Origin of the sequence: Methanocaldococcus fervens AG86, assembly GCF_000023985.1 — an archaeon.
Lineage (GTDB): Archaea > AGJL01 > Methanococci > Methanococcales > Methanocaldococcaceae > Methanocaldococcus > Methanocaldococcus fervens.
The window spans coordinates 593,215-614,883 of the sequence record NC_013156.1 but is presented as its reverse complement, the minus strand read 5'-3'; the positions used below and the strand labels follow the sequence as shown (position 1 = coordinate 614,883).

Annotated in this window: 22 protein-coding genes; 15 read left to right on the top strand and 7 right to left on the bottom strand. The window is 31.3% G+C overall.

What is annotated here, in order from left to right; all coding sequences use genetic code 11:
* Window positions 1–95 precede the first annotated feature (95 nt).
* From MEFER_RS03260 to MEFER_RS03250, 3 genes are all read right to left on the bottom strand, one after another.
* Window positions 96–353 carry a selenium-binding protein gene (locus MEFER_RS03260; protein WP_015791205.1) on the bottom strand — a complete coding sequence of 86 codons (258 nt, stop codon included), beginning with the start codon at window positions 351–353 and terminating at the stop codon, window positions 96–98.
* Window positions 354–499: 146 nt separating this feature from the next.
* Window positions 500–2,398 carry a cache domain-containing protein gene (locus tag MEFER_RS03255; RefSeq protein WP_015791204.1) on the bottom strand — a complete coding sequence of 633 codons (1,899 nt, stop codon included), beginning with the start codon at window positions 2,396–2,398 and terminating at the stop codon, window positions 500–502.
* Window positions 2,399–2,407: 9 nt separating this feature from the next.
* Entirely contained in the window at window positions 2,408–2,770 is a 363-nt protein-coding gene (locus MEFER_RS03250) for a response regulator (protein ID WP_015791203.1), read from the bottom strand.
* Between the two features lie 114 nt (window positions 2,771–2,884).
* Here MEFER_RS03250 and MEFER_RS03245 point away from each other — a divergent pair, with 114 nt between their 5' ends.
* The 10 genes from MEFER_RS03245 to MEFER_RS03200 all read left to right on the top strand — a co-directional run bounded on the left by MEFER_RS03245 (window position 2,885) and on the right by MEFER_RS03200 (window position 13,000).
* Window positions 2,885–4,300 (top strand): FIST signal transduction protein, encoded by a 1,416-nt coding sequence (locus tag MEFER_RS03245; protein ID WP_048056308.1) that lies wholly within the window; start codon window positions 2,885–2,887, stop codon window positions 4,298–4,300.
* Between the two features lie 50 nt (window positions 4,301–4,350).
* On the top strand, window positions 4,351–5,181 hold the full coding sequence (locus MEFER_RS03240; RefSeq protein ID WP_015791201.1) for a UbiA family prenyltransferase: 831 nt from the start codon (window positions 4,351–4,353) through the stop codon (window positions 5,179–5,181).
* Between the two features lie 46 nt (window positions 5,182–5,227).
* A complete protein-coding gene (locus tag MEFER_RS03235) occupies window positions 5,228–5,602 on the top strand; it encodes a nascent polypeptide-associated complex protein (RefSeq protein ID WP_048056307.1) in 375 nt (124 codons plus the stop codon).
* Between the two features lie 266 nt (window positions 5,603–5,868).
* Complete coding sequence (locus MEFER_RS03230; protein WP_015791199.1) at window positions 5,869–6,282, top strand: pyridoxamine 5'-phosphate oxidase family protein; 414 nt, start codon at window positions 5,869–5,871, stop codon at window positions 6,280–6,282.
* Between the two features lie 162 nt (window positions 6,283–6,444).
* Window positions 6,445–6,897, top strand: a complete 453-nt coding sequence (locus MEFER_RS03225) for a chemotaxis protein CheW (protein ID WP_015791198.1) — start codon at window positions 6,445–6,447, stop codon at window positions 6,895–6,897.
* 30 nt (window positions 6,898–6,927) lie between these two features.
* Entirely contained in the window at window positions 6,928–8,061 is a 1,134-nt protein-coding gene (locus MEFER_RS03220; RefSeq protein ID WP_015791197.1) for a protein-glutamate methylesterase/protein-glutamine glutaminase, read from the top strand.
* Window positions 8,049–10,958 carry a chemotaxis protein CheA gene (locus MEFER_RS03215; RefSeq protein WP_015791196.1) on the top strand — a complete coding sequence of 970 codons (2,910 nt, stop codon included), beginning with the start codon at window positions 8,049–8,051 and terminating at the stop codon, window positions 10,956–10,958. Before MEFER_RS03220 ends, MEFER_RS03215 begins: the two co-directional genes overlap by 13 nt.
* Window positions 10,959–11,030: 72 nt before the next feature.
* On the top strand, window positions 11,031–11,492 hold the full coding sequence (locus tag MEFER_RS03210; protein ID WP_015791195.1) for a chemotaxis protein CheD: 462 nt from the start codon (window positions 11,031–11,033) through the stop codon (window positions 11,490–11,492).
* Window positions 11,493–11,517: 25 nt separating this feature from the next.
* Window positions 11,518–12,402: a 7-cyano-7-deazaguanine synthase gene (locus tag MEFER_RS03205; protein ID WP_015791194.1), complete on the top strand. Its 885-nt coding sequence runs from the start codon at window positions 11,518–11,520 to the stop codon at window positions 12,400–12,402.
* A complete protein-coding gene (locus tag MEFER_RS03200; protein WP_015791193.1) occupies window positions 12,392–13,000 on the top strand; it encodes a hypothetical protein in 609 nt (202 codons plus the stop codon). The genes MEFER_RS03205 and MEFER_RS03200 overlap by 11 nt, the downstream gene beginning before the upstream one ends.
* A 48-nt stretch (window positions 13,001–13,048) precedes the next feature.
* On the opposite strand, the gene serA is transcribed toward MEFER_RS03200, so the two are convergent.
* Entirely contained in the window at window positions 13,049–14,626 is a 1,578-nt protein-coding gene (gene serA, locus MEFER_RS03195) for a phosphoglycerate dehydrogenase (RefSeq protein WP_015791192.1), read from the bottom strand.
* Window positions 14,627–14,756: 130 nt separating this feature from the next.
* Here serA and carA point away from each other — a divergent pair, with 130 nt between their 5' ends.
* The 4 genes from carA (at window position 14,757) to MEFER_RS03175 (ending at window position 17,673) form a co-directional block, all read left to right on the top strand.
* Entirely contained in the window at window positions 14,757–15,821 is a 1,065-nt protein-coding gene (gene carA / locus MEFER_RS03190; protein WP_015791191.1) for a glutamine-hydrolyzing carbamoyl-phosphate synthase small subunit, read from the top strand.
* A gap of 100 nt (window positions 15,822–15,921) precedes the next feature.
* Window positions 15,922–16,689, top strand: coding sequence for an HD domain-containing protein (locus MEFER_RS03185; protein WP_015791190.1), 768 nt, complete (start codon window positions 15,922–15,924; stop codon window positions 16,687–16,689).
* A gap of 78 nt (window positions 16,690–16,767) precedes the next feature.
* Window positions 16,768–17,163: a transposase gene (locus tag MEFER_RS08500; RefSeq protein ID WP_048056306.1), complete on the top strand. Its 396-nt coding sequence runs from the start codon at window positions 16,768–16,770 to the stop codon at window positions 17,161–17,163.
* Window positions 17,164–17,169: 6 nt separating this feature from the next.
* Entirely contained in the window at window positions 17,170–17,673 is a 504-nt protein-coding gene (locus MEFER_RS03175; protein ID WP_048056305.1) for a transposase, read from the top strand.
* A 28-nt stretch (window positions 17,674–17,701) separates the two neighbouring features.
* On the opposite strand, the gene MEFER_RS03170 is transcribed toward MEFER_RS03175, so the two are convergent.
* The 3 genes from MEFER_RS03170 to MEFER_RS03160 form a co-directional block, all read right to left on the bottom strand.
* Window positions 17,702–18,187: a hypothetical protein gene (locus MEFER_RS03170; protein WP_015791189.1), complete on the bottom strand. Its 486-nt coding sequence runs from the start codon at window positions 18,185–18,187 to the stop codon at window positions 17,702–17,704.
* Between the two features lie 7 nt (window positions 18,188–18,194).
* Window positions 18,195–19,802, bottom strand: a complete 1,608-nt coding sequence (gene arcS, locus MEFER_RS03165; RefSeq protein ID WP_015791188.1) for an archaeosine synthase subunit alpha — start codon at window positions 19,800–19,802, stop codon at window positions 18,195–18,197.
* A gap of 134 nt (window positions 19,803–19,936) precedes the next feature.
* Window positions 19,937–20,596 carry a 2,5-diamino-6-(ribosylamino)-4(3H)-pyrimidinone 5'-phosphate reductase gene (locus MEFER_RS03160; protein ID WP_015791187.1) on the bottom strand — a complete coding sequence of 220 codons (660 nt, stop codon included), beginning with the start codon at window positions 20,594–20,596 and terminating at the stop codon, window positions 19,937–19,939.
* Between the two features lie 198 nt (window positions 20,597–20,794).
* On the opposite strand from MEFER_RS03160, the gene MEFER_RS03155 reads away from it, so the two are divergent.
* The gene (locus MEFER_RS03155; RefSeq protein WP_015791186.1) at window positions 20,795–21,667 is read left to right on the top strand and encodes a tetratricopeptide repeat protein; all 873 of its coding nucleotides are present in this window, start codon (window positions 20,795–20,797) and stop codon (window positions 21,665–21,667) included.
* The last annotated feature ends 2 nt before the right edge of the window (window positions 21,668–21,669 follow it).

Genomic DNA, 21,669 nt, shown 5'->3' with positions numbered 1-21,669 from the left:
CTACAATGTAATTAAATATGATTACAAAAATATCGATAAAAATACATTGAAAAAATAATTTTAACTTAAAATAAATTCTTAAAAAAATAAAAGAGTTAATAAACTGCCCACTGGCTTTTAATAATTTTGAATCCACTTCCAAAACCTATGAGTTTTACTTTTCCATCTTCAATGGCTGAAACAATTTTAAGTCCTACGATTCCGTCCAAATCTTTTTCTTTAACTCTTTCTTCCAACTTTTTTATGAGTTGTTCTACATCTGTACCTTCAACGGCTTCAGAAATAATTTCTTTTATACATATTTCTATTCCAGGTATTTCATATATTGTTGTGATAATAATCTCTTCGCTCATGTTAACACCCTCTGTGAGTTTGAGACCCCACAAGACCACAACTATTATATTGAACTCACGTATATAAATAATTGTCGTTCATCTTTAAAAATTGTAATATATAAAATTGTAAATGTCTTATACTAAAAATAAAAATTGAAAAATAGTTATTCAATTGGTAAAAGCACGTGGAAAGAAGTACCTTTACCTAACTCACTTTCAACCCAAATTTTACCTCCATGTGCTTCAATAATGCTTTTACATATTGCCAACCCAAGACCAGCTCCATCCTTTTTGATTTTTGGAAAGTTTACTTGATAGAATTTGTCAAATATCTTATCTAAATCTTTTTTAGGTATTCCTGGTCCATAATCTTTTATAATTATGTGAGCATAGTTATTATCCCTAAATGCATGTATTTCAATAACTCCTTTCACAGGTGAGAATTTTATGGCGTTTTCAATTAAGTTTATTAAAACTTGAGTAATTCTATCTTTATCAACTTTTGCAGTCAGATTTTCCTCAATTTCACATTTTATTTCTATATTTTTTTCTTTTATCTGTGGTCCTAAGGAGTTTAAGACATCCACTACCATATCCTTAATTTTTACATCCTTTATATCAAATTTTATTGTTCCGCTTTCTATTTTAGAGAGGTCAAGCATATCATCTATTAACCTCTTTAGCCTGTCAATGTTATTATTGGCTATTTCAAGACATCTTCTTTGATTGCTATTTAACTCTCCCATTAAACCATCTAAAACTAATTCTACGTAACCTTTTATTGAAGTTAATGGAGTTCTTAACTCGTGAGACACTATTGAAATAATTTCAGATTTTAGCTTATCTATCTCTTTTAATTTTTCATAGGATTCTTTTAGTTCTTTTGTATGTCTTTTAAGTTCTTCATGGGATTTTCTTATATCTTCAGCCATTTTATTGAATGCTTTAGCAAGCTCTCCAATTTCATCATCACTACTTACATCCACGTGAATATTGTAGTTTCCAGAGCTAATTTTTTCCGCAGCATATTTTAGTTTTTTTATTGGGCCTATTATTGCCTCACTTAATACTAAAGATACACTCAACGCTAAGATTATGCTTAAAAATCCAATGAGAATGGTATGTGTTTTAATGTTTTGTTGTAATTCAATAAATGGCTTTTCTGGAGTTCCAACGAATAACATCCCAATAACTTCATTATCTGAATTGTATATTGGTTTATATGCAGTTATATACCATTTATCTACAACAAACGCCCTACCTTGATACATTTCGCCCTCTTTAATTACCTTATCATACACCTCTTTAGATACAAGAGTTCCTACGGCCCTTGTTCCATCATCATTTTTTACATCTGTAGAAATTCTAATACCGTCCAAAAAGATGGTAACAACATCTCCACAGTGTTTACTAATTTCATCAACAAGTTCGTAATCTTTATTTAATATATCACAAACTAATATTCCGCCTATGATATTTCCATTTTCGTCGTATATTGGCCTTGCAGACACCAAACCTAAAGCTGATGTTTCAATAGTTTTATTAACATTTATTGAATGTTCAGTAGAAATTATTTTGATGGACGTTTTATTCAGCAAATTCTCATTTTTTAATGTAGTTTCATCTATTATTTCAATACTATTTATTTCTCTGCCAGAGAGGACTTTTTTGGTTATTAATGGAAGATCAACGTAGTTATTTTTATCGTTATTTGAACTCACTAAAACTTTACCTTCTTTGTCAAATATTATCACAAAGTCAGAGTCCGTAGTGTTTTTTAAATTCAATGTAATGGTTTTTAATTCATTTAGATTTTTGTTTTTAATTGATGATAGTGTATTTTTGTTATCTGACATTAAATCTAAGGACTTGGACAAAAAATTTAACCTTTCATTTAGGATATATTCGGCAATTTGAAGGTCGGTATTGATCTTTTTCTGAGCTTCTTCACTCATTGTTTTTATGGTGTTTTCTACAGACACTGCACCCAGAATTGTTACAGGAATTATTGAAATTATTATCGACAATATCAGCAATTTTATCCTAAGTGCTTTTTTCATCATACTTATCACTTAAATAATATCCTTAATTTTTCTGATTAGCTCTTCTCTTGAAAATGGTTTAGCGATGTATCCTTCAACTCCCATACTTCTTGCTTTTTCTATATCACTCACTTGAGTGTATGCAGTCAATACAATCACAGGGATGTTCTTCCATTTATCACTACTTTTTATTATTTTTAAAAACTCCCATCCGTTCATATTCGGCATTCTTATATCCAGTATTATCAAAGATATGTCTTCATTATCCTCTAAAGCTTTAATTCCTTCCTCTCCATCTTTAGCCAATATTGTTAAATATCCTTCCATATCTAAAATTATTTTAATTAGATTTAATATATCTTCCTCATCCTCAACAACCAAAATTTTCGTCATACTGCCTCACCGTAACACTTAATAATAATTAAAGTTTAAATAACCACTAACTTATACAACTTTTTTATGTTAATAAATATTTTTATTTTTAATATTTTCATTAAAGTGATTAACATGAAATTTATAGAATTTGGTTGGGGGCATTCAAATGATGAAAATCCGCTAAAATCTGGGGCGTATGCAGTAACTGAAGCATTAAAAAACATTGAAAATGATAAATATATAAATTTAGCGTTCCTATTTTCATCTCCAGATTATGAACCTGAAGAAGTGTTGAATGGTGTTAAATTAATATTGGGTAATGATATACCCATTGTAGGAGGTAGTGCGAGATATTCAATAATTAACAATGAACCACATAAAGGAGTTTCTGTTGGCATCATATCATCAAAATACATCGATATTGGAATTGGAGTAGGTTTAGGGGTATCTATAAATCCAGAAGAATGTGGAAAGAAGGCAATAGAAACAGCCATAAAAGATTTAGGTATGGCTCCAAAGCTGGTTATGGTGTTTATGGATTGTTGCAACTTTGAAGAAGAAGTTTTAAATGGAATTATCAAAAAACTTGGCATGTGTGTCCCAATATTTGGTGGGGTTACGAGTGATAACTTTGAGTTTAGCAGAACATATCAATACTGCAACGATGTCTATGTTGACAGTGTTGTATGTGTTGTATTTGGAGGAGATATTGTTCCAAAAATAACCGTGGGGAGATTTACTGAAAGAGAATTAATTAGTAAAAAGACAAAAGGAAGGGTTACTGAAGCAAATAAAAGATATGTGAGCAAAATAAACAACATCAATGCCTTAGATTATTACATGTCTGTCTTTAATTATAAAAAACTTGGAGAAATTTCAAAAGACAGGGAATTTTATTTTACACATCAATTTGGAACGTTGGATTTAAACAATGAAAAAATACACATAAAAGGTCCGATATCAATAAAAAATAATGCATTGGTTTTTGGTTCCAATATACGTGAGGGTGTGGAGCTAATTGACTATGAAATAGATAAAGATAAAATAAAACACATCTTTGAGGAGGTAAATAAAAGTATTTTAAATACCCCCCCTCAATATCCTCACGCATTTAGTTTTTTGGCACTTCCAGTTTATTTGGCTGAAATCGGAAAAGACAAAACAAATGAATGGTTAGAAGTTCTGAAAGATTTATATCCGTTATTTGGTTTTTCATCTTATGGAGAAATTGTATTTAGCGAATACAACAATTATACTATTGCCTTATGTTCAATACTTCCAGACCTGGCAAATATTTGCATAAAAGAAGGTATTTCTATGATTACCAAATATCCTGCTACAAAGGAAACTATAAAGAAGATTTACGAAATGGGCGGTTCCGTAAAGATAGAGGAACTCGCAGAAAATTTAGGAATACATAGAAGAACAGCGTATGATAGGGTAGAACCACTATTAAAACATGGGTTTGTGAAAAAAGAAGGTGCTAAAGTAGAATTAACAGATTTAGGAAAATTGCTATTGGAGAAATTTATTTTAAAGTTTTGGTAAGGCATAATTTATTATTTATTTAATAACTTTTGGTGATTTTCGTGGGAAAGATGGGAAGTTACTTAGAGCTTATTAGGGTTAAAAATTGCATAACTGCATCTGTTGGAGGGATTATTGGTTATTTGATTTCATCAAACTTTGAAATTGATATTTTAAAATGTATTTTGGTGTTTTTTGTTGTCTTCTTTGTTAGTGCTTATGGAAATGTAATAAATGACATCTTTGATATTGAGATAGATAGGATAAATAAGCCCTATCGCCCTCTACCTTCTGGAAAAATTAAATTGAATGAGGCGAAAACATTTTCAGCTATTTTACTAATTTTTGGGTTAGCTCTCTCAGTATTTATAAACATATACGCCTTAATTATAGCTGTTGTTAATGCATTCTTTTTATACCTTTATGCAAAAAGATACAAACGATATAAGCCAATAGGAAACTTTATTATTGGGTATTTAACAGGTTCCGTATTTTTATTTGGCGGAGTTGCTGGAGAGAATGTTATGCCAGTTGTTGTTTTGTTTTTATGCTCCCTGCTTTCAATTTGGGGAAGGGAGATTGTTAAGGATTTTGAAGATATGGAAGGGGATAAAAAAGAGGGGGTTGTATCATTACCAATAAAATATGGTAAAAAAGCCTTATATTTTGCTACGTTTTTGGTTATTTTTGCAGTTATATTAAGCCCTCTGCCATGCCTATTTGGAATATTTGGAGTTTATTACATGATTTTGGTAGCAATATGTGATATTTTGTTTATCTATGTTATGGTTTTACTATTAAAAAATCCAGATAAAGAAACTTCCTCAAAGGTTTCAAAATTTTTAAAAATTATAATGAACATTGTCCTTTTAGCATTTATTGTTGGAGCTATAAGAATATAAATCTAAACCTTTATACTACTTAAAGGTAAAAATGTTTGGTGAAAAAATGTTTCCAGGAAAAGTAAATCCAAGAATGTTGAAGAAAATGCAAAAGATGATGAAAGATTTTGGAATGGAGACCGAAGATTTAAGCCCAAAAAAAGTGATATTTGTATTTGATGATGAGGAATGGGTGTTTGAAGAGCCAAAAGTTCAGGTTATGGACATATTGGGAGTTAAAACATATTCAATAACAGGAAAACCTATGAAGATTAAAAAAGAAGAGATAGAAGAGGAAGAAGTTAAGGTTGAAATTACAGATGAGGATGTTGAATTGGTAGCTAAAGAATGCAACGTCTCAAAAGAAGAGGCAAGAAAAGCATTAGAAGAATGCAACGGAGACATTGCTGAGGCAATATTAAAATTAGAGGAAGGAAAATAATAAAGTTATATCATATTTTTAACTTTTTTAGATATCTTTCGCAATATTTACAATCTTTAAAATCTACATTAATGATTAGATTTGAAAAACCCACAACGCATTTTTATAGTCCTTTCCAAAAGTTAATTTTTCTTTAAAAATCTAAAACTTCAATATTAACATCTCCAACTGGTTGAATATAGATTTTCACGAATATCACCAAAATGTATAACTTTAAATATTTTTAGTTCATATTATTTTTAATAGCGACATATTTTGGTGACAACATGGTAAAGTTAAGTGAGGATATGGTTAAATCATTAGAAAATGAAATTGTGTTTTTAGCTACATCTTCAAAAGAAGGAATTCCTAACGTAGCTCCTATGAAGGCTGTTAAAGTTTTAGATGCTGAAAAAGGAATGGTTTTGATAGCAGACAACTTCATGAACAAAACCTTAAAAAATATTTTGGAAAATCCTAACGTTGCTTTAACAACAGCAAACTGTAGGGAGATGCCTTACCAATATAAAGGAGTTGCTGAATATTATAAAGAGGGGGAGTATCTAAAAATTGCTGAAGAGCTCGATAAAGCATTAAGACCAGATTTTAAACCAAAAGGAGCAGTAGTTATAAAAATAACTGAAATATATAACTTGAAATCTGGACCAGACGCAGGTAAGTTGATAGCCAAAGATGAATAAATCTCTTTTTCTCAATTAAAATTTTTAATTTTTAAATAAACCGAAATAACAATAAATTCTAAAGGGAAAATTTTGAAATAATTCAATAACTCAAAGAGAAAGTTTAGACCAAAAAATTTTTTAATTCTTAATTATGATATTATTATTGTGTGAGGTGGAAATATGGCTGATTCTGAAATTATGAAGATTGTTGTGTTTAGATTGGGAAATAATGAGTATGGATTAAAAGTTGATAAAGTTAGGGAAGTGCTAAAAATACATGAAAAAGATATTACCCCTCTACCTAACGCTCCCAGCTATGTAATGGGTGTTACAAATATTAGGGGGGAGATTACGCCAATTATTGATTTAAAGGGTAAATTGGGTATATATGAGAATTCTGAAAATGAAAAAGATGAAAAACTTGTTATGGTTATTGAAGTTGAGCAACAAACCTTTGGGATTTTAGTTGATGGGGTTAAAGATGTTATGCAAATATCTTCAGAACAAATTGTTCCAGTATCTGCCATAAAAAAGGCGTCAAGTGGAGGAGAGTACATTGAAGGTATTATAAAATTAGATAATAGGTTAATAATTCTATTGGACATTTCAAGTTTATTGGAATTAAATATGTAATTTTTTGATTAATTTATCAGGAGGGAAGCTATGGTACCACAAAAAAAAATTAGAGTGCTTGTTGTTGATGACTCTGCATTTATGAGAAAAGTAATATCAGACATTTTAAATTCAGACCCGGAAATAGAAGTTGTAGGTACTGCAAAAGATGGAGTTGAAGCTGTAGAACTTACTCAAAAATTAAAGCCAGATGTAATAACGATGGACGTTGAAATGCCGAGAATGAATGGATTAGAGGCTGTCAAAAAAATAATGGAAATACAACCCACTCCAATTGTAATGTTATCTGCTTTAACAAGAGAAGGTTCTAAAACCACATTTGAGGCACTGGAATCTGGAGCTGTTGATTTTATTCCAAAACCTTCAGGAAGTATTTCATTAGACATTAGAAAGATTGGAGAAGAAATAATTAAAAAGGTTAAAGAAGCTGCAAAAGCTAAAGTAGTTAAGAAGATTCCAACAATTACTAAACCAAAACCTGCTACTGAAGATACTGGAATAAAAGCTACAACTCCACAAATATCTCTTGCTATGGAGGGGTTAGGAGTTCCTGATAGCAAGTTAAAAGAAATGTGTGTAATAATTGGCTCATCAACAGGAGGTCCTCCAGTAGTTACAGAGATTATTTCAAAACTGCCAGGAAGAATGCCTCCAATATTTGTAGTTCAACACATGCCACAAGGATTTACTAAATTGTTTGCAGAAAGAATGAATCAAGTTTCAAAACTTAATGTCAAGGAAGCAGAGGATGGAGAAAGAGTCATGCCAGGTTATGTTTATGTTGCTCCTGGAGATTACCACATGCTTTTGAGAAAACGAGGTGACAATGTTTACATTTATTTAGATGACCAAATGCCAAAAGTTAATGGAACACGACCTGCAGTGGATATCACAGCTGAGGCAGTAGCCGATGTATACGGAGGAAAGTCTGTAGGGGTTATATTAACAGGTATCGGTAAAGATGGGGCTTATGGATTCAAGAAAATAAAAGAAAAAGGGGGAAAAATAATTGCCCAAGATGGAAAAACATGTGTAGTGTTTGGTATGCCAAAAGCTGTAATAGATTTAGGTATAGCCGATTTAGTTCTCCCCCCTTCAGAAATACCCAAAGCAATTGTAAAGTTCTGTAAAGAGATATTGGGGGATAACACATGGGAGACGTAATGAATGAATACTTGGATGTATTTGTTGAAGAAGCAGAAGAACACATACAAAATATTAACGAATGCCTTTTAGAGCTTGAAAAAGACCCATCAAATTTAGACTTGATAAATCAAATTTTTAGGTCAGCCCACACTATAAAAGGAGGAGCAAGAACTGTTGGTTTATCTCATATATCGGATTTAACTCATCACATGGAGGATATTTTGGATTATATTAGAAATGGACAAATTCCTGTAACATCTGAGATTGTTGACATGCTATTTGAATGTTTGGATGCATTGGAAGTTATGCTTGATGAAGTTAAATCAGGAAATACAGAAACATCTGTAGATGTAAATTCACTCATTGAAAAAATTAAACAACTTAAGGATAAATATCTCAGCGGAGGTTCTAAACCTGCTGAAGCTCCAACGCCTAAGCCTTCTGAACAGGAACCTACATCTGAAAAAAAAGAAGAATCTAAGGGAGAAGTTTCAGAAGAATCTGAGAAAAGTGCAAAAAAGGAAATTAAAAGAATAAAGTTAAAATATAAATCACCAAAAACTACAGTTAAGGTCAAAAAAATTATTAAAGAAAAAATAGAGATACCTCCAGAGGAGTCTGAAGAAGATTTCGAAATCCCCGAAAACCTTGATGAAATAATTAATGGCATAAACAAATCTGTAGATATATTCTGCAATTTGGTGGATGTTATTGAAGACCCAGATCTTAAAATATTGCTGGAAAAAATTAAAGAATTTATGAAAACAATTTCTGAGGGAGAAGTAAAGATAAATAAAAAGATTTTTGAAACTCTAAAATACATTACAAAAATGCTTGAAGACATTGCATCTGGATTGGAACAAGGAAAAAAGATTGGTGAATTGGGGATTAATGTAGACGAAGTTGATAACAAAATCAAAGAGGCATTAGAATCACAAACATCTAAAGAACCTCAAATTAAAGAAATTGAAAAAGAAAGTGAAATAGAGGAGGAATTAAACCACGAAACATTTGACCTTAGCGAATTTGTTGATATTATTAGAGAAAAATTGGATGAAGGGTATAAATTATATCATTTAAAAGCTAAAGTTGAAGACGAATGCCTATTAAAATCTGCAAGGCTGTCCATGGTATTAACAAGGATAAAGAACGTTGGGGAAATCCTACTCTCAAGGCCTACTGAAGGGGAGTTGAAAGAACAACCGTTTGAAGAATTAGAAGTAATGTTCTTATCAGATAAAAGTGTAGATGAAATACAAAAAGAGTTGGAAAACATTCCAGAAATTGATTACATTGCGATATCCCCCGTAGATGTTGAGTTTGAAGAAGAAGTTATTGAAGTGGAAGAACCTCAAGAAGAGTTGGATACTGAAGATATACCCGATGCATACAAAGTTATAGTTACCCTCGATGAGGAATGCTTATTAAGGGCTGTAAGGGCATATATGGTTATTAAAGAACTGAAAAACATTGGAGAAGTAATAAAAACAAATCCTCCAATTGAAAAAATATTAGACGGAGATTTTAATGGAACAAAATTTACAGTTTATATGAAATTGAAAGAAGGTTACAATGTTGATGATATAAAAGAGCATATAATGAATGTTCCTGAAATAAAAGACGTTCAAATAATCACTTCTAAAGGAGAAGTTTCTGAACATGAAGAAAAAGAAGAGGCTAAAGCTCAAGAACAACAGCAACCACAACAAAAATCAGAAGAAAAGAAACCAGAAGCAAAGCCAAAAACTGATAAAAAAGAGAAGAAAAAATCAACACAAACTATAAGGATAAATATTGAAAAATTAGACAAATTGATGAATCTTGTTGGAGAGTTGGTAATTACAAGGGCTAATTTCTCACAAATTGCTAATAAATATCAACTAAAAGAATTAAATAATGCTATAAATAGGTTGAGCATGTTAATTAACGAGTTGCAAGAAGAAGTAATGGCAATGAGAATGGTTCCAGTAGCTTATGTATTTAATAGGTTCCCAAGAATGGTTAGAGATACTGCTAAAGCATTAGGTAAGGAAGTAGAGTTTATTATGGAAGGTACAGACATTGAGCTTGATAGAACAGTGTTAGACGAATTAGCTGAACCGCTTGTACACCTCATTAGAAATGCCCTTGACCATGGTATTGAACCCCCAGAAGAAAGAGAAAAAATGGGAAAACCAAGAAAAGGAACTTTAAAATTAATTGCTCAAAGAGAAAGAGACCATGTAAATATTATTGTTGAGGATGATGGTAGAGGTATAGATCCAGATAAAATCAGAAAAAAAGCTGTTGAGAAAGGACTCATATCAGAAGAAGAAGCAAAAAAATTATCTGACCATGAAGCTATCAACTTGATATTTTTACCTGGATTTAGTACTGCAGAAAAAGTTTCCGAAGTTTCAGGTAGAGGAGTAGGGATGGATGTAGTTAAAACAAAAATTGAATCACTTGGTGGGAGTGTTGTAGTATATTCCGAAAAAGGGAAAGGTACAAGAGTTGTACTTAAATTGCCTTTAACAATGTCAATTATTACCGCATTATTATTAAAGTTGGCTGATCAGGTATATGCAATTCCAATTACAAGTGTTTTGGATGTGACAGTGGTAAATAGAAAAGATGTTAAAAATATTGAAGGTACATATTCCATTATATATAGGGATGAAATCATACCAGTAATTTGGCTTAAAGACTTCTTAGGTATGTCACATCTTCAAGATAAAAATAAGGAAGAGCTTACAATAGTGGTTATTGAGAGAAGTGAAGGAAAGATTGGAGTAGTTGTAGATGAAGTTGTGGGTAGAGAGGATATTGTGGTTAAAACACTTACAGGAATATTGAAAAACATCCCAGGCCTTGCAGGAGCAACGATTCTTGGGGATGGTAGGGTGGCACTAATATTGGATTTGAGTAACGCTTAAAACGCCTATTAAACCATATTTTTATTTTAATATTTATTATATAAGTTATATTAAATATTTAAGGTTGTTAATATGGTGATTAGAGTTAGGATAGGGGGTTTGGAAGTGGCAAGAAGTCCTGAAGTATTGGAAACATTATTGGGCTCTTGTGTAGCCATTATGCTATATGACCCAGGTAGGAGGATAGGGGGGATGGCTCACTCAATATTGCCCGAAGCTCATGATGAAAATGTTAAAGACCCTGGAAAGTATGTAAATACTGCAATACCTGCATTAATTACAAAAATGGCTATAGCAGGAGTGAGAACAAATAAATTAATAGCTAAACTTGCTGGAGGAGCGACAATGTTTAAAACAACTGAGAGTATGAATTTTGGAGCCAGAAATGTTGAAATGGCAAAAAAACTGTTAAAACAGTATGGAATTCCGTTAAAAGGTGAGGATACTGGGGGAAATAAAAGTAGGGTTGTAAAATTTCATTTAAAAGATGGAAAAGTAGAGGTTAAAAAAGACAATCAGATAATAGTTATTTAAATTATGATTTAATTTGTGTGAAACTATGGAATTTTCAGAATGGACGAAAAGTAAAAGAAAATTAAATAATTTAGATGAATTAAAAAAAGATATTATAGAGCAATTTAAAGAGAAAAATGTTTTAGATGAAGGAATTGTAGTTATGGCGAGTGGTGGGAAGGATAGCTCAACAGCTATTGCTTTAGCTAAAGATTTAAATTTAAAGATAGAATATTTAATACACTTTTACCATAGATGGAGTTGGGATGTATCAAAAAAGATGGTTGAAAAAATTTCTGAAAAATTTAATATTCCAGTTATATTTTATGATATCACAGATGAGCTTTTAAAAAGAACTAAAGGAGCTAAAGGAAGTAGTATTTGCAGGATATGCAAAAATATTATGAAAGATAAAGCTGTTGATATAGCTAAAGAAAAAAATATTAGAATAATTATGACTGGAGATTCAGCCCTTGAAAAGGTTTCTGGAGCTGTTATGAATTATTTAAGAGATGTTTATGGTGAGGTTAAATACAACAGAATGGAATTGACTCCAGTTCCACAGAAGTATAGTAAAAATAAAGATAGGGAAATATTATTTTTTAGACCTTTGATAAGGTTATCTTTTGAGGATATTTTAAAGCTCATGAATTATTATAATATAAAAGTTGAGAAAGCTCATGAAGTTGGGGACAAATTTGGATTTTGGAGGGAAGGATGTTGTTTGCAGTATGCTGATGAAGACATAACATTAAGTGAAAAACTATTTGGCGATTTGTATAAATACAATAAATTAGTTACTGAAATAGCGAAAAAATATGGGTTTAGGGCATCTATAAAACTTCCTTCTAAAAGGATTATGGTAGTTCCTAAAAAAGAAGAATATTTGGAGTTAATTAAAAACGCTTTGAGGGATATTAATGAAAGTTAAAGTTTATAGGATTGGTGGAATTACAGGCATTTTTTTAGTATTTTTAACCTTACTTCTATTGATAATTTTGGCAATATTTGCATTACCAATATTTTTAATCTTAATGGCAATTTTTGGAGGATATGTTTTATTAAAATACAAAGTAAAATCATTCTTCAAAAAAATCTGGTATAGGCTTAGGAGGAAAAAGATAAAAATTGAAGATGCATCAACAAATGGTGAAGTAAAGATAAATTTTGCTAAAAGAATAGAGATTGATGATAAAAAAGTAGAGACAAATAATATAAATGCCTTATTGGATTATTTAGATGAAAATACGAGGGCTTTTGCTTATTATTTAAAAAAGATTGGAGCTGAATTTAGAGAAGATGGTATCTACTTCAAAGGATTTAAAATATATCCAATATTCAAAAAATCTTATCCAATAAATGAAATTATAAAATTGGAGTATCCAGAAGATATTGATGCTGTTGTTTTAGGATTAAAAGGAGAACCCTACGAACCAAAATTTTTATATCTAATTCCAAAAGAGTTTTTAAAGGATAGAATGAGCATTTCTGAATTAAGAAGGTTTGAAATCAATCTTTCAACCTTTTAGTAAAAGGTTGATCAAAACATTTGGGGTATACCAATAGAGGTGTAGCCCCTATGGTAGGTTAATAATCGCAACGTCTTTGATATTTGGAATTTCTTTTATCTTTTCAACGACTTCATCAGGAACTGTATGGTCTAAGTTTAAGAGCATTACACTTTCTCCTCCAGGCTCTTTTCTACCAACCTGCATACCAGCAATGTTTATACCGTAATCTCCTAAAGTTATGCAAACTCTACCAATTGTGCCAGGTCTATCAACATGTTTAACTATGGCTAAAACACCTTCTGGGATGAAGTTAACTTCATATCCATCAACTTCTAAGATTACTGGTTTATTATTTGCTATAGCCCCAACTATTGAGAATTTCTTCTTATCACTTTCAGCAGTTATTTTTATGGCGTTTCCATATTTTTCTTCTGATGTTGTGCTTTCAACTACATTGATATTTCTATTTTTGGCTATAACAGGAGCATTAACCAAGTTAATTCCAGCCAACAATATTGGAGATAAAAGACCTTTTAAAAAAGCCCTTTTTATTAAATCAGTTTTTTCCTTGGCAAGTTCTCCTGAATATACAAGCTCAACCCTATTGACAGAACCGTCTAAGACCTGCATAACAATATTTCCAAGAGTTTCAGCTAATAACATGTATGGTTTTAACTTACCTAACTTTTCTTGAGGGATGTTTGGCATATTCACAACGTTTTCAGCCAACTCTCCCCTTAAAACTTTTTTAATTTGCTCAGCTACTATTGTTCCAGCGGCTTTTTGTGCTTCCTCAGTAGAAGCTCCTTGGTGTGGAGTTCCTATAACATTATCCAATGTTAATAATGGGTTGTCTTTTGGTGGCTCTTCCTCAAAAACATCCAAAGCAGCAGCTCTAATCCTACCCTCTTTTAACGCTTCATATAACGCTTTTTCATCTATAAGCCCACCTCTTGCACAGTTAACAATTATGGCATTCTTTTTCATTAAGGCTATTTGCTCTTTTCCAATAATGTGTCTTGTTTTTGGAGTTAATGGAACGTGCAAGGTTATAAAGTCAGCCCTCTTACATAGCTCGTTTATATCATCAATCAACTCAACCCCCAAGCTTTCAGCAACTTCTTTTGGAATATATGGGTCGTAGCCAATAATATTCATTCCAAATGCCTTAGCTCTTTTAACAACTTGCTGCCCTATCCTACCCAAGCCAATAACTCCAAGTGTTTTTCCGTAAAGCTCAATACCTTTAAATCTCTTCCTATCCCATTCTCCTCTTTTTAATGATGCTGTAGCTTGAGGTATATTCCTTGCAGCAGCAAGCATTAATCCCATTGTTAATTCTGCAACTGAAATTGATGAAGCGTCTGGGGCATTAACCACTATAATCCCTTTTTCTGTTGCCGCCTCAACGTCTATGTTATCTACTCCAACTCCTGCCCTCCCTATAACTTTTAATTTTTCAGCCCTCTCAATAACATCTCTTGTAACCTTTGTCCCACTTCTAACAACCAAAACATCTGCATCTTTAATTTTTTCTAATAACTGCTCTTTTGTTAAGCCGGTAGCTACTTCAACATCTCCAACTTCTTCCAATATCTTTATTGCATCGTCATGTAGTGGGTCTGTGACAAGTATCTTAACCATGCATATTCACCATTTTTTAATTTTAGAACCATAAATTATAAAATGCATAATGTATCTTTTAAAGGAGTAGATAGATGATTATCCCAATCATATATATATGTGATAGTTTATAGGTATTTTGGTGAAATGTATGGAGGCAGTTTTAATCTTAGAGGACGGGACAATTTTAAAAGGAAAGGGCTTTGGAGCTGAAAAAGAGGTTTTTGGAGAATTAGTTTTTACAACAGTTATGACTGGCTATGTTGAGGTTTTGACAGACCCTTCATATAAAGGGCAAATAGTTATGATGACTTACCCATTGGAAGGGAACTATGGAGTTAAAAGGGATTGGTTTGAGTCAGATGGGATAAAGGCAGAGGGTTTTGTTGTTAGGGAAGTAACAAGTAAAGCATTAGATGACTTTTTAAAAGAATATGACATCCCAGGAATTCAAGATATTGACACAAGGTTTTTAACAAGAAAGATTAGAGATAAAGGGGTTGTTAAAAGTTGTTTAAAGGTTGGAGAAAAAATAGATGATGATGAGATATCTGAACTCTTAGAGAAGGTTAGGAAATACAAAGATATATCTGATATTGATTTAGTCCCATTGGTTTCAACAAAAGAGCCAAAAATCCATAAAGTTGATAATAAAAAGGCAAGATGTGTTTTAGTTGATTGTGGAGTTAAATTAAACATAATAAGGAGCTTAACTCAAAGGAACTGTGAAGTAATTCAAGTTCCATACAACACAAGTTATGATGAAATATTAGATTATAAGCCAGATTTTGTTTTAATCTCTAATGGTCCAGGAGACCCTGCAAGGTTAAAAGATGTTATCAATAATATTAAAAATTTAATTGGTGTAGTTCCAATAACTGGGATTTGTTTGGGTAATCAGCTCTTAGCTTTGGCGTTTGGTGGAGAAACCTATAAAATGAAGTTTGGGCATAGAGGAGGAAACCAGCCAGTTAAAAACTTAGAGACAGATAAGGTTTATATAACATCCCAAAATCATGGATTTGCCGTTAAAGAAGAAAGCTTACCAGATGATGTAGAAGTTAGCTTTATAAATTTAAACGATATGACTGTTGAAGGCATTAAGCATAAGGACTTACCAATCTTTTCAGTTCAATTCCATCCAGAGGCGAGACCAGGGCCTCACGACACCATGTTTTTGTTTGATGAGATGATAAAGTTAAAGGATAGGAAATAATTTTTAAATCTTTTATCTAATTTAAATAATTTAAATTTATTTTTTTATTTTAATTGCACTCCAATAACTCTTACAAATTTTATCCGAAAGAGGGGAGATTGTGAATTATGATGAATTAAATTCATTAGATAGGATTCCAAAAATGATTTATGACGAACTAATTAAAAATAAAAAGGTAAATACTCTTTTAAAGATGTCGAACATTATGGCTGTTGGTAGATTGGGCTATAACGACCATGGGAAAACACATGCCAAAATTGTGGCAAACAATGCAATAAAGATGCTAAAAATATTGTATAAAAAGGGCATAAAGCCAAGTTTTATGAAAGATTGTAATGGAAGTTTTGAGGACTCTTTAGTTATAACGCTTTTAGGAGCTTACCTCCACGATATTGGAAATGCTGTTCATAGAGATATACATCATTTACATTCAGCGTATTTGGCTTTGAATATTGTTGAAGATATTTTAAAAAAGTACTATAAAGAAGAAAAAGCTTATCAAATGACTACTGAGGTTTTACATGTAATTTACTCACATAGCGAGAAGATTATGGGGTTAACTATTGAAGCTGGAGTTGTTGCTGTTGCAGATGGGACGGATATGACAAAAGGAAGGTCAAGAGTTCCAATATGTAAAAAATGCTATGATATACATTCTGTTTCAGCTGCATCCATTGAGAAAGTTAAAATAAAAGAAGGAGATGAAAAGCCAATACATATTGAGGTAACGTTATCAAATGAGGCGGGGATATTCCAAATACAGGAGGTTTTGGGGGAGAAAATAAAATGGAGTGGAATAAAAGATTATGTCTCCGTATATGCAAAAGTTGAAAAGGAAAAACCAGTATTTGAAGAAATTACTATTTAAATTTACTATTTAAATTAAGAAACGCTCATCCTCATTTACAATTACCTATATAAATAACTACGTACAATATATAATCTTATGAGCGTCGAAGTATATAAGTTGTTCATACCGAAGGATGAGGAGTGTATCGAGATTATAAGGAAGATTAGATGGAGTAGTAGATATATTTGCCCATACTGTGGTTCGAAAGATGTTATTTTAAAAGGTAAAGAGAAATATAAACCTTACATCCAAAGATACAGGTGTAATTCGTGTAAAAGACACTTTAACGACTTAACTGGAACAATATTCGCTAAAAATCGAATATCTTTAGGAGAGATGTTTTATATAATCAAAAATCTAAAAAATTCATCGATTAATCAAATATCTGAGGAGCTAAGGAGGGATTATAGGACAGTTCATTCGTTTGCAAAAGAAGTTATGAAATCGTCTGAAAAAGACAATCTTTTAAAAAAATTACTGGAAACGAATTAGAAATGGATGAATTTTATACTAACACTGGAGATAAAGGAGTTAAAAAAGGTAAAAAAACGAAGAAGGGGACTGAAAAAGAATGGTAGGGGGACTTACCAAACCGAAAGACCTCCAATAATAACCCTATACAATCGAATAGATGGGAGAGTTTTCACATCTGTTGAAACGAATTTAAGTAAAGTTAGAGTTTGGGAAATTATTGATGGGGTTAATTCAGACGATTTAATCGTTAATACTGATGAATATACAATTTATGAAAATCTATATTCACATCCGAAGGTATTTAAACATTTAACAGTTAATCACGCATCGAGAGAATATTCTAACGGCATTTCCCACGTTAATAACTGTGAGTATTTCCATTCGATAATTAAACCCTATTTAAGAAAACATCGAAGTATTAATCGGAGAAATCTCCACTTGTATGTAAGTTTCTATACATTTATCTACAACTATAAATCGAATTGGTTCTCTAAATTATTAGTAATTATGTTAGGTAATGATACTTGAAGATGAGCGTTAAGAAAATATTATTAAATTAATTACACGCTACTTCTTTTTGATTATTATCGGATTTTAGATTTTCTAAATACTTCAAAAACTCATTTAAATCTGAAGTACCTATTTTTGATATTGCTTCTTTTACAATTATAGATTTTAATTCATTTTCAACTGATTTAAGCTCATCTCTTAGCTCATCAGTTTCTTTATTTATCTCCCACCTTATAGCTTCAAGTTCTTTTGTATCTATTTTTTCTACAGCATCCAACATTTTAATGATATCCATAAAAACTGGGATGTTTGTAAATTTACTCAACTTTGGGAGTATTGATTTTATAATATCTGCATCTCTTTTGAGATGTTTTAAATTTACATCCAAGTTTTCAAAGTCTTCAAGAATATCTTCTAAATAACTAATTTCATCTTTTATTTTTATATAATTCCTCAATAAATCTCTCAATCTTTCCTTTTCTTTAAAGTTTTTATCTTTTAACAGCAACAGCTCAGCTATCTTCTCAATCATTAATTGCTCACCTTTTAACGTTTCTTATATTTACTAAAGCCCCATGTTTTGCCTTTTTCATTTCAAATCCACTCATCAAAGCCCTACCAATACCTAAAAATTCATTGTCTTTAATTAAAACAACTTCATCGTTGTAGGAGATGTTTTCATTACAATCAACAAATCCTGGAGGGAAGAGAGAGCCTTTTTTGATCTCATAATTTACTTCAACGTAGCTAATATTTTTTCCTCCAGCATTCCACAGCAATTTTCCCCCACTTAATGTTAATACAAGCAAGTCATTTTTTGGATTTATTGAGGCAATTTGCTGATTTTTACCACTTATTTTTGTGAATATTTGCCCTTTAGGGTTCATAAATATTTCGTTAGGGATGAAATCTACTCCAAACTGAAACTTTGCAAGCTGCTTAATATTATGAATTTTCTGCCCTTTTTTGTTTATATTTTTTGTTATTTCCCTATATTTTTTTAATGTATTCGTTAAATTTTTTAAATCTTCTTCTGACGTAGGATTTCCTTTTGAGGTTATAATAACATCATCTAAATCTAAAATTTCAAGGTAATGCTTTGGAAGATGTGCTATAACAACGTAATCATCAAATTTTTCCTCAACTTTCTTTAAGAAGTTTTTTAAGCAGTTGTTTATTAATTTTATCTCTTCAAAGCTCCACTCTCCAGTTACAGGAATGTCATAGTTAACCAATCCTTCTAAAGCTCTCGGCACCAAACCGTATGGTGAAGTTAATATAACCTCCTCAACCACAACTTTTGACGATTTTATTGCCTTTATAAATTTTTGATGTGATTGAGAGGTTGAATATGGCTTTTTTGATGAGCATGGAAGTAAAACAATAACGTTTGAATACGGCTCATACCTATCTAATCTATTCAAGTATTTTTTAACTTCTGGAATGTTTATGTTTGTTGTTACGATAATTTTATTCTCTTTTGATAACGGAATGTTTCTTAAATCTGGCTCATATCTTCTATAATTGGCCCACAAATGTGGATGAGATACAGCTGTTTCTTCAACAACATTCCTCAAAAAACCATTTTTTATTGCTATCCTAACCTCTTTTAAAACCTCTTCATAAATTCTTTTATTGTTGTTGTATAGCTCTTCAAAGTTGTAATTTTCTACCTTTATAGCTCTATTTTTTGTAAATTTATAACCCATTGAAGCGTATAACTTAGCTAAAGAATTGTCAAAGTAATCTACACCCATATAAACTAAAAGTGGGATTTCCCAGGGTAGTGCTGCTGGAAAATAAATTGCTGAGTTCGGAGATATTTTTTCCCTAATTTTTGGTATTATTTGCAGTTCTTTCCTCTCTATCAACCTTCTACCATCAGCAATAATGTAGAGATCGGCATCTTCTAACTCAATTAAATCAACATGCTTACCAAAATTTAGTATTTGGTATTTTATTTCGTTGCCTTTATATTCCACACATCCAATAAAAGATTTTTTGAAAATTGGAGTTAATTCCCTATATGTATCAAAGGGCATCTTTATACCATCAGCTTTAAAGTCAATTTCAATCAATTTTGGAGTTAATTCTTTGTCTTTCTCTTTACATAATCTTCCAATATCATAAGCTATTGGTTCGAGCATTCTATCACATTTAATTTTGTTTAATTTATCGTGTATTTTTATTTGTAATTAGTATAAAAGATTTTATCATAGGGGTTGTGATCGCGTAAAAAAGATTGGTGAGAAAATAGTATTTATTATTATTTTTATTAATATTATTTCTTTACTTTAAATTCCAAAACAATCCCTTCCCCTAATCTATAAAAGTTTTTTAGCTCTAACTTAACGCACTCATCAGCTGTTTTAAAGCCCTTTCCATCCACATAGGTTGGAGCTTCCTTTCCGCCAAATATTTTTGGAGCTATATAAACAGAAACCTCATCAACCAAACCTTCTTTAAACATTCCCCAATTTAAAGTTCCCCCTCCTTCTAATAAAATGCTCTTTATCCCTTTGTTGTAGAGAATTTCCATTAATTTTTTTAGATCCACCCTTCCTTTACCACATTTAACAACATCTACACCCATCTCTTTTAGAATATTTATTTTCTTCTCTTTTTCTTCGTCAGTATCTTCTGTTGTAGCTATGATTGTCTTTGCATCTTTGTTTAGAACTCTCGCATTTAGTGGTATTCTCAATTTACTGTCAACAACTATCCTAACAGGATTTTTATCACTTTTAATTTTGTGGATAGTTAACCTTGGATCATCCTTTAAAACAGTCCCTATTCCTACCATAATACCATCAACGTTTGCCCTAATCTTATGAACCCTTATCAAATCCTCTTCACATGAAATCCTTGAGTCGTTGTTTACTGTTGCCAACTTTCCATCTAATGTCATACCCACATTTGATATGACATAGGGCTTTTTCATAAATACCACTCCAACATGCATTGTGATAAATAATATAAATAATGAGTATTAAAAATAATAATGTAGCTGTAATGACATAACAATGGTATGAAAATATATGTGAAAAATAATAAAAACCTTTAATAGGCAGATTATATATACGTAATATTAATTAATCACAAAATTATAGAATGTCAGAATATAATAGAAGGTAATAGCATGGAAAACACTAAAAATAATAAATTAAAGAATTTAAAAAATGATAATAATGAGGAATTTGCTAAAAATCTCATGAAAACTTTTGAAAGTGCTTATGAATCGGTAGATGAATTTGACAAGAACATATCTAAGGTATTAGAAGCACATCCTAATCATCCAATGGCTAATTTCTTTAAGGGATTTATACAAGCTTTACATGGTGATTTTGAAAAATCGTTGGAATTTTTTAATAGAGGGTTAAAAAGTTCCGATGGAAATCCAATTGTAAAATTTGCTAGAGCCCTTGCTAAATTGCATTTGAATAAGCCAGAGGAATGTTTAAAAGATCTTGAGGAAGTTGTAAAAGCTAATCCAAAGTTTGCTTTTGCTTATAGTTTTATTGGAGGAATCCTTGAAGATTTTGGAAAATATGAAGATGCGTTAAAGGCATATAAAAAAATGGCAGAAATTGCTCCAAATCCATATGCTTATTACAAGATAGCTTCACTTTTATATAACTTGGGAAAACATGAAGAATCATTACGTTATTTAGATGAGGCTTTGAAGATAGATTCTAAATTTGTCTCGGCACTTATATTAAAAGCTGAAATTTTACTGTCATTGAATAAAATCTCCGAAGCACTGCTAACTCTAAAAAAAGCTCTTGACATTAGACCTGATAATACCCAAGCTCTGTTTGTTCTTGGCCTCATTCATTTGAGGATAGGGGAATTTGATGAGGCAATTAATGCGTTTAACAAAGTTTTAGAAAAAAATTCTTATCATATCCTTTCCATGTTAGGTAAGGCTATAGCTTATGAAAGAAAAGGGCTTATGGAGAAAGCTATTGAACTATACAATAGAGTATTTAATTACTATGATAAAGATAAATAATT

What these genes read in the sequence shown, in the direction of transcription:
- MEFER_RS03160 (WP_015791187.1), bottom strand. Translation starts at nt 20,596, where the DNA reads ATGAAAAAGCCCTATGTCATATCAAATGTGGGTATGACATTAGATGGA.
- MEFER_RS03225 (WP_015791198.1), top strand. Translation starts at nt 6,445, where the DNA reads ATGGCTGATTCTGAAATTATGAAGATTGTTGTGTTTAGATTGGGAAAT.
- MEFER_RS03250 (WP_015791203.1), bottom strand. Translation starts at nt 2,770, where the DNA reads ATGACGAAAATTTTGGTTGTTGAGGATGAGGAAGATATATTAAATCTA.
- carA (WP_015791191.1), top strand. Translation starts at nt 14,757, where the DNA reads ATGGAGGCAGTTTTAATCTTAGAGGACGGGACAATTTTAAAAGGAAAG.
- serA (WP_015791192.1), bottom strand. Translation starts at nt 14,626, where the DNA reads ATGGTTAAGATACTTGTCACAGACCCACTACATGACGATGCAATAAAG.
- MEFER_RS03155 (WP_015791186.1), top strand. Translation starts at nt 20,795, where the DNA reads ATGGAAAACACTAAAAATAATAAATTAAAGAATTTAAAAAATGATAAT.
- MEFER_RS03240 (WP_015791201.1), top strand. Translation starts at nt 4,351, where the DNA reads ATGGGAAGTTACTTAGAGCTTATTAGGGTTAAAAATTGCATAACTGCA.
- MEFER_RS03175 (WP_048056305.1), top strand. Translation starts at nt 17,170, where the DNA reads ATGAATTTTATACTAACACTGGAGATAAAGGAGTTAAAAAAGGTAAAA.
- MEFER_RS03200 (WP_015791193.1), top strand. Translation starts at nt 12,392, where the DNA reads ATGAAAGTTAAAGTTTATAGGATTGGTGGAATTACAGGCATTTTTTTA.
- MEFER_RS03245 (WP_048056308.1), top strand. Translation starts at nt 2,885, where the DNA reads ATGAAATTTATAGAATTTGGTTGGGGGCATTCAAATGATGAAAATCCG.
- MEFER_RS03235 (WP_048056307.1), top strand. Translation starts at nt 5,228, where the DNA reads ATGTTTCCAGGAAAAGTAAATCCAAGAATGTTGAAGAAAATGCAAAAG.
- MEFER_RS08500 (WP_048056306.1), top strand. Translation starts at nt 16,768, where the DNA reads ATGAGCGTCGAAGTATATAAGTTGTTCATACCGAAGGATGAGGAGTGT.
- MEFER_RS03215 (WP_015791196.1), top strand. Translation starts at nt 8,049, where the DNA reads ATGGGAGACGTAATGAATGAATACTTGGATGTATTTGTTGAAGAAGCA.
- MEFER_RS03255 (WP_015791204.1), bottom strand. Translation starts at nt 2,398, where the DNA reads ATGATGAAAAAAGCACTTAGGATAAAATTGCTGATATTGTCGATAATA.
- MEFER_RS03220 (WP_015791197.1), top strand. Translation starts at nt 6,928, where the DNA reads ATGGTACCACAAAAAAAAATTAGAGTGCTTGTTGTTGATGACTCTGCA.
- MEFER_RS03205 (WP_015791194.1), top strand. Translation starts at nt 11,518, where the DNA reads ATGGAATTTTCAGAATGGACGAAAAGTAAAAGAAAATTAAATAATTTA.
- MEFER_RS03170 (WP_015791189.1), bottom strand. Translation starts at nt 18,187, where the DNA reads ATGATTGAGAAGATAGCTGAGCTGTTGCTGTTAAAAGATAAAAACTTT.
- MEFER_RS03230 (WP_015791199.1), top strand. Translation starts at nt 5,869, where the DNA reads ATGGTAAAGTTAAGTGAGGATATGGTTAAATCATTAGAAAATGAAATT.
- MEFER_RS03210 (WP_015791195.1), top strand. Translation starts at nt 11,031, where the DNA reads ATGGTGATTAGAGTTAGGATAGGGGGTTTGGAAGTGGCAAGAAGTCCT.
- arcS (WP_015791188.1), bottom strand. Translation starts at nt 19,802, where the DNA reads ATGCTCGAACCAATAGCTTATGATATTGGAAGATTATGTAAAGAGAAA.
- MEFER_RS03260 (WP_015791205.1), bottom strand. Translation starts at nt 353, where the DNA reads ATGAGCGAAGAGATTATTATCACAACAATATATGAAATACCTGGAATA.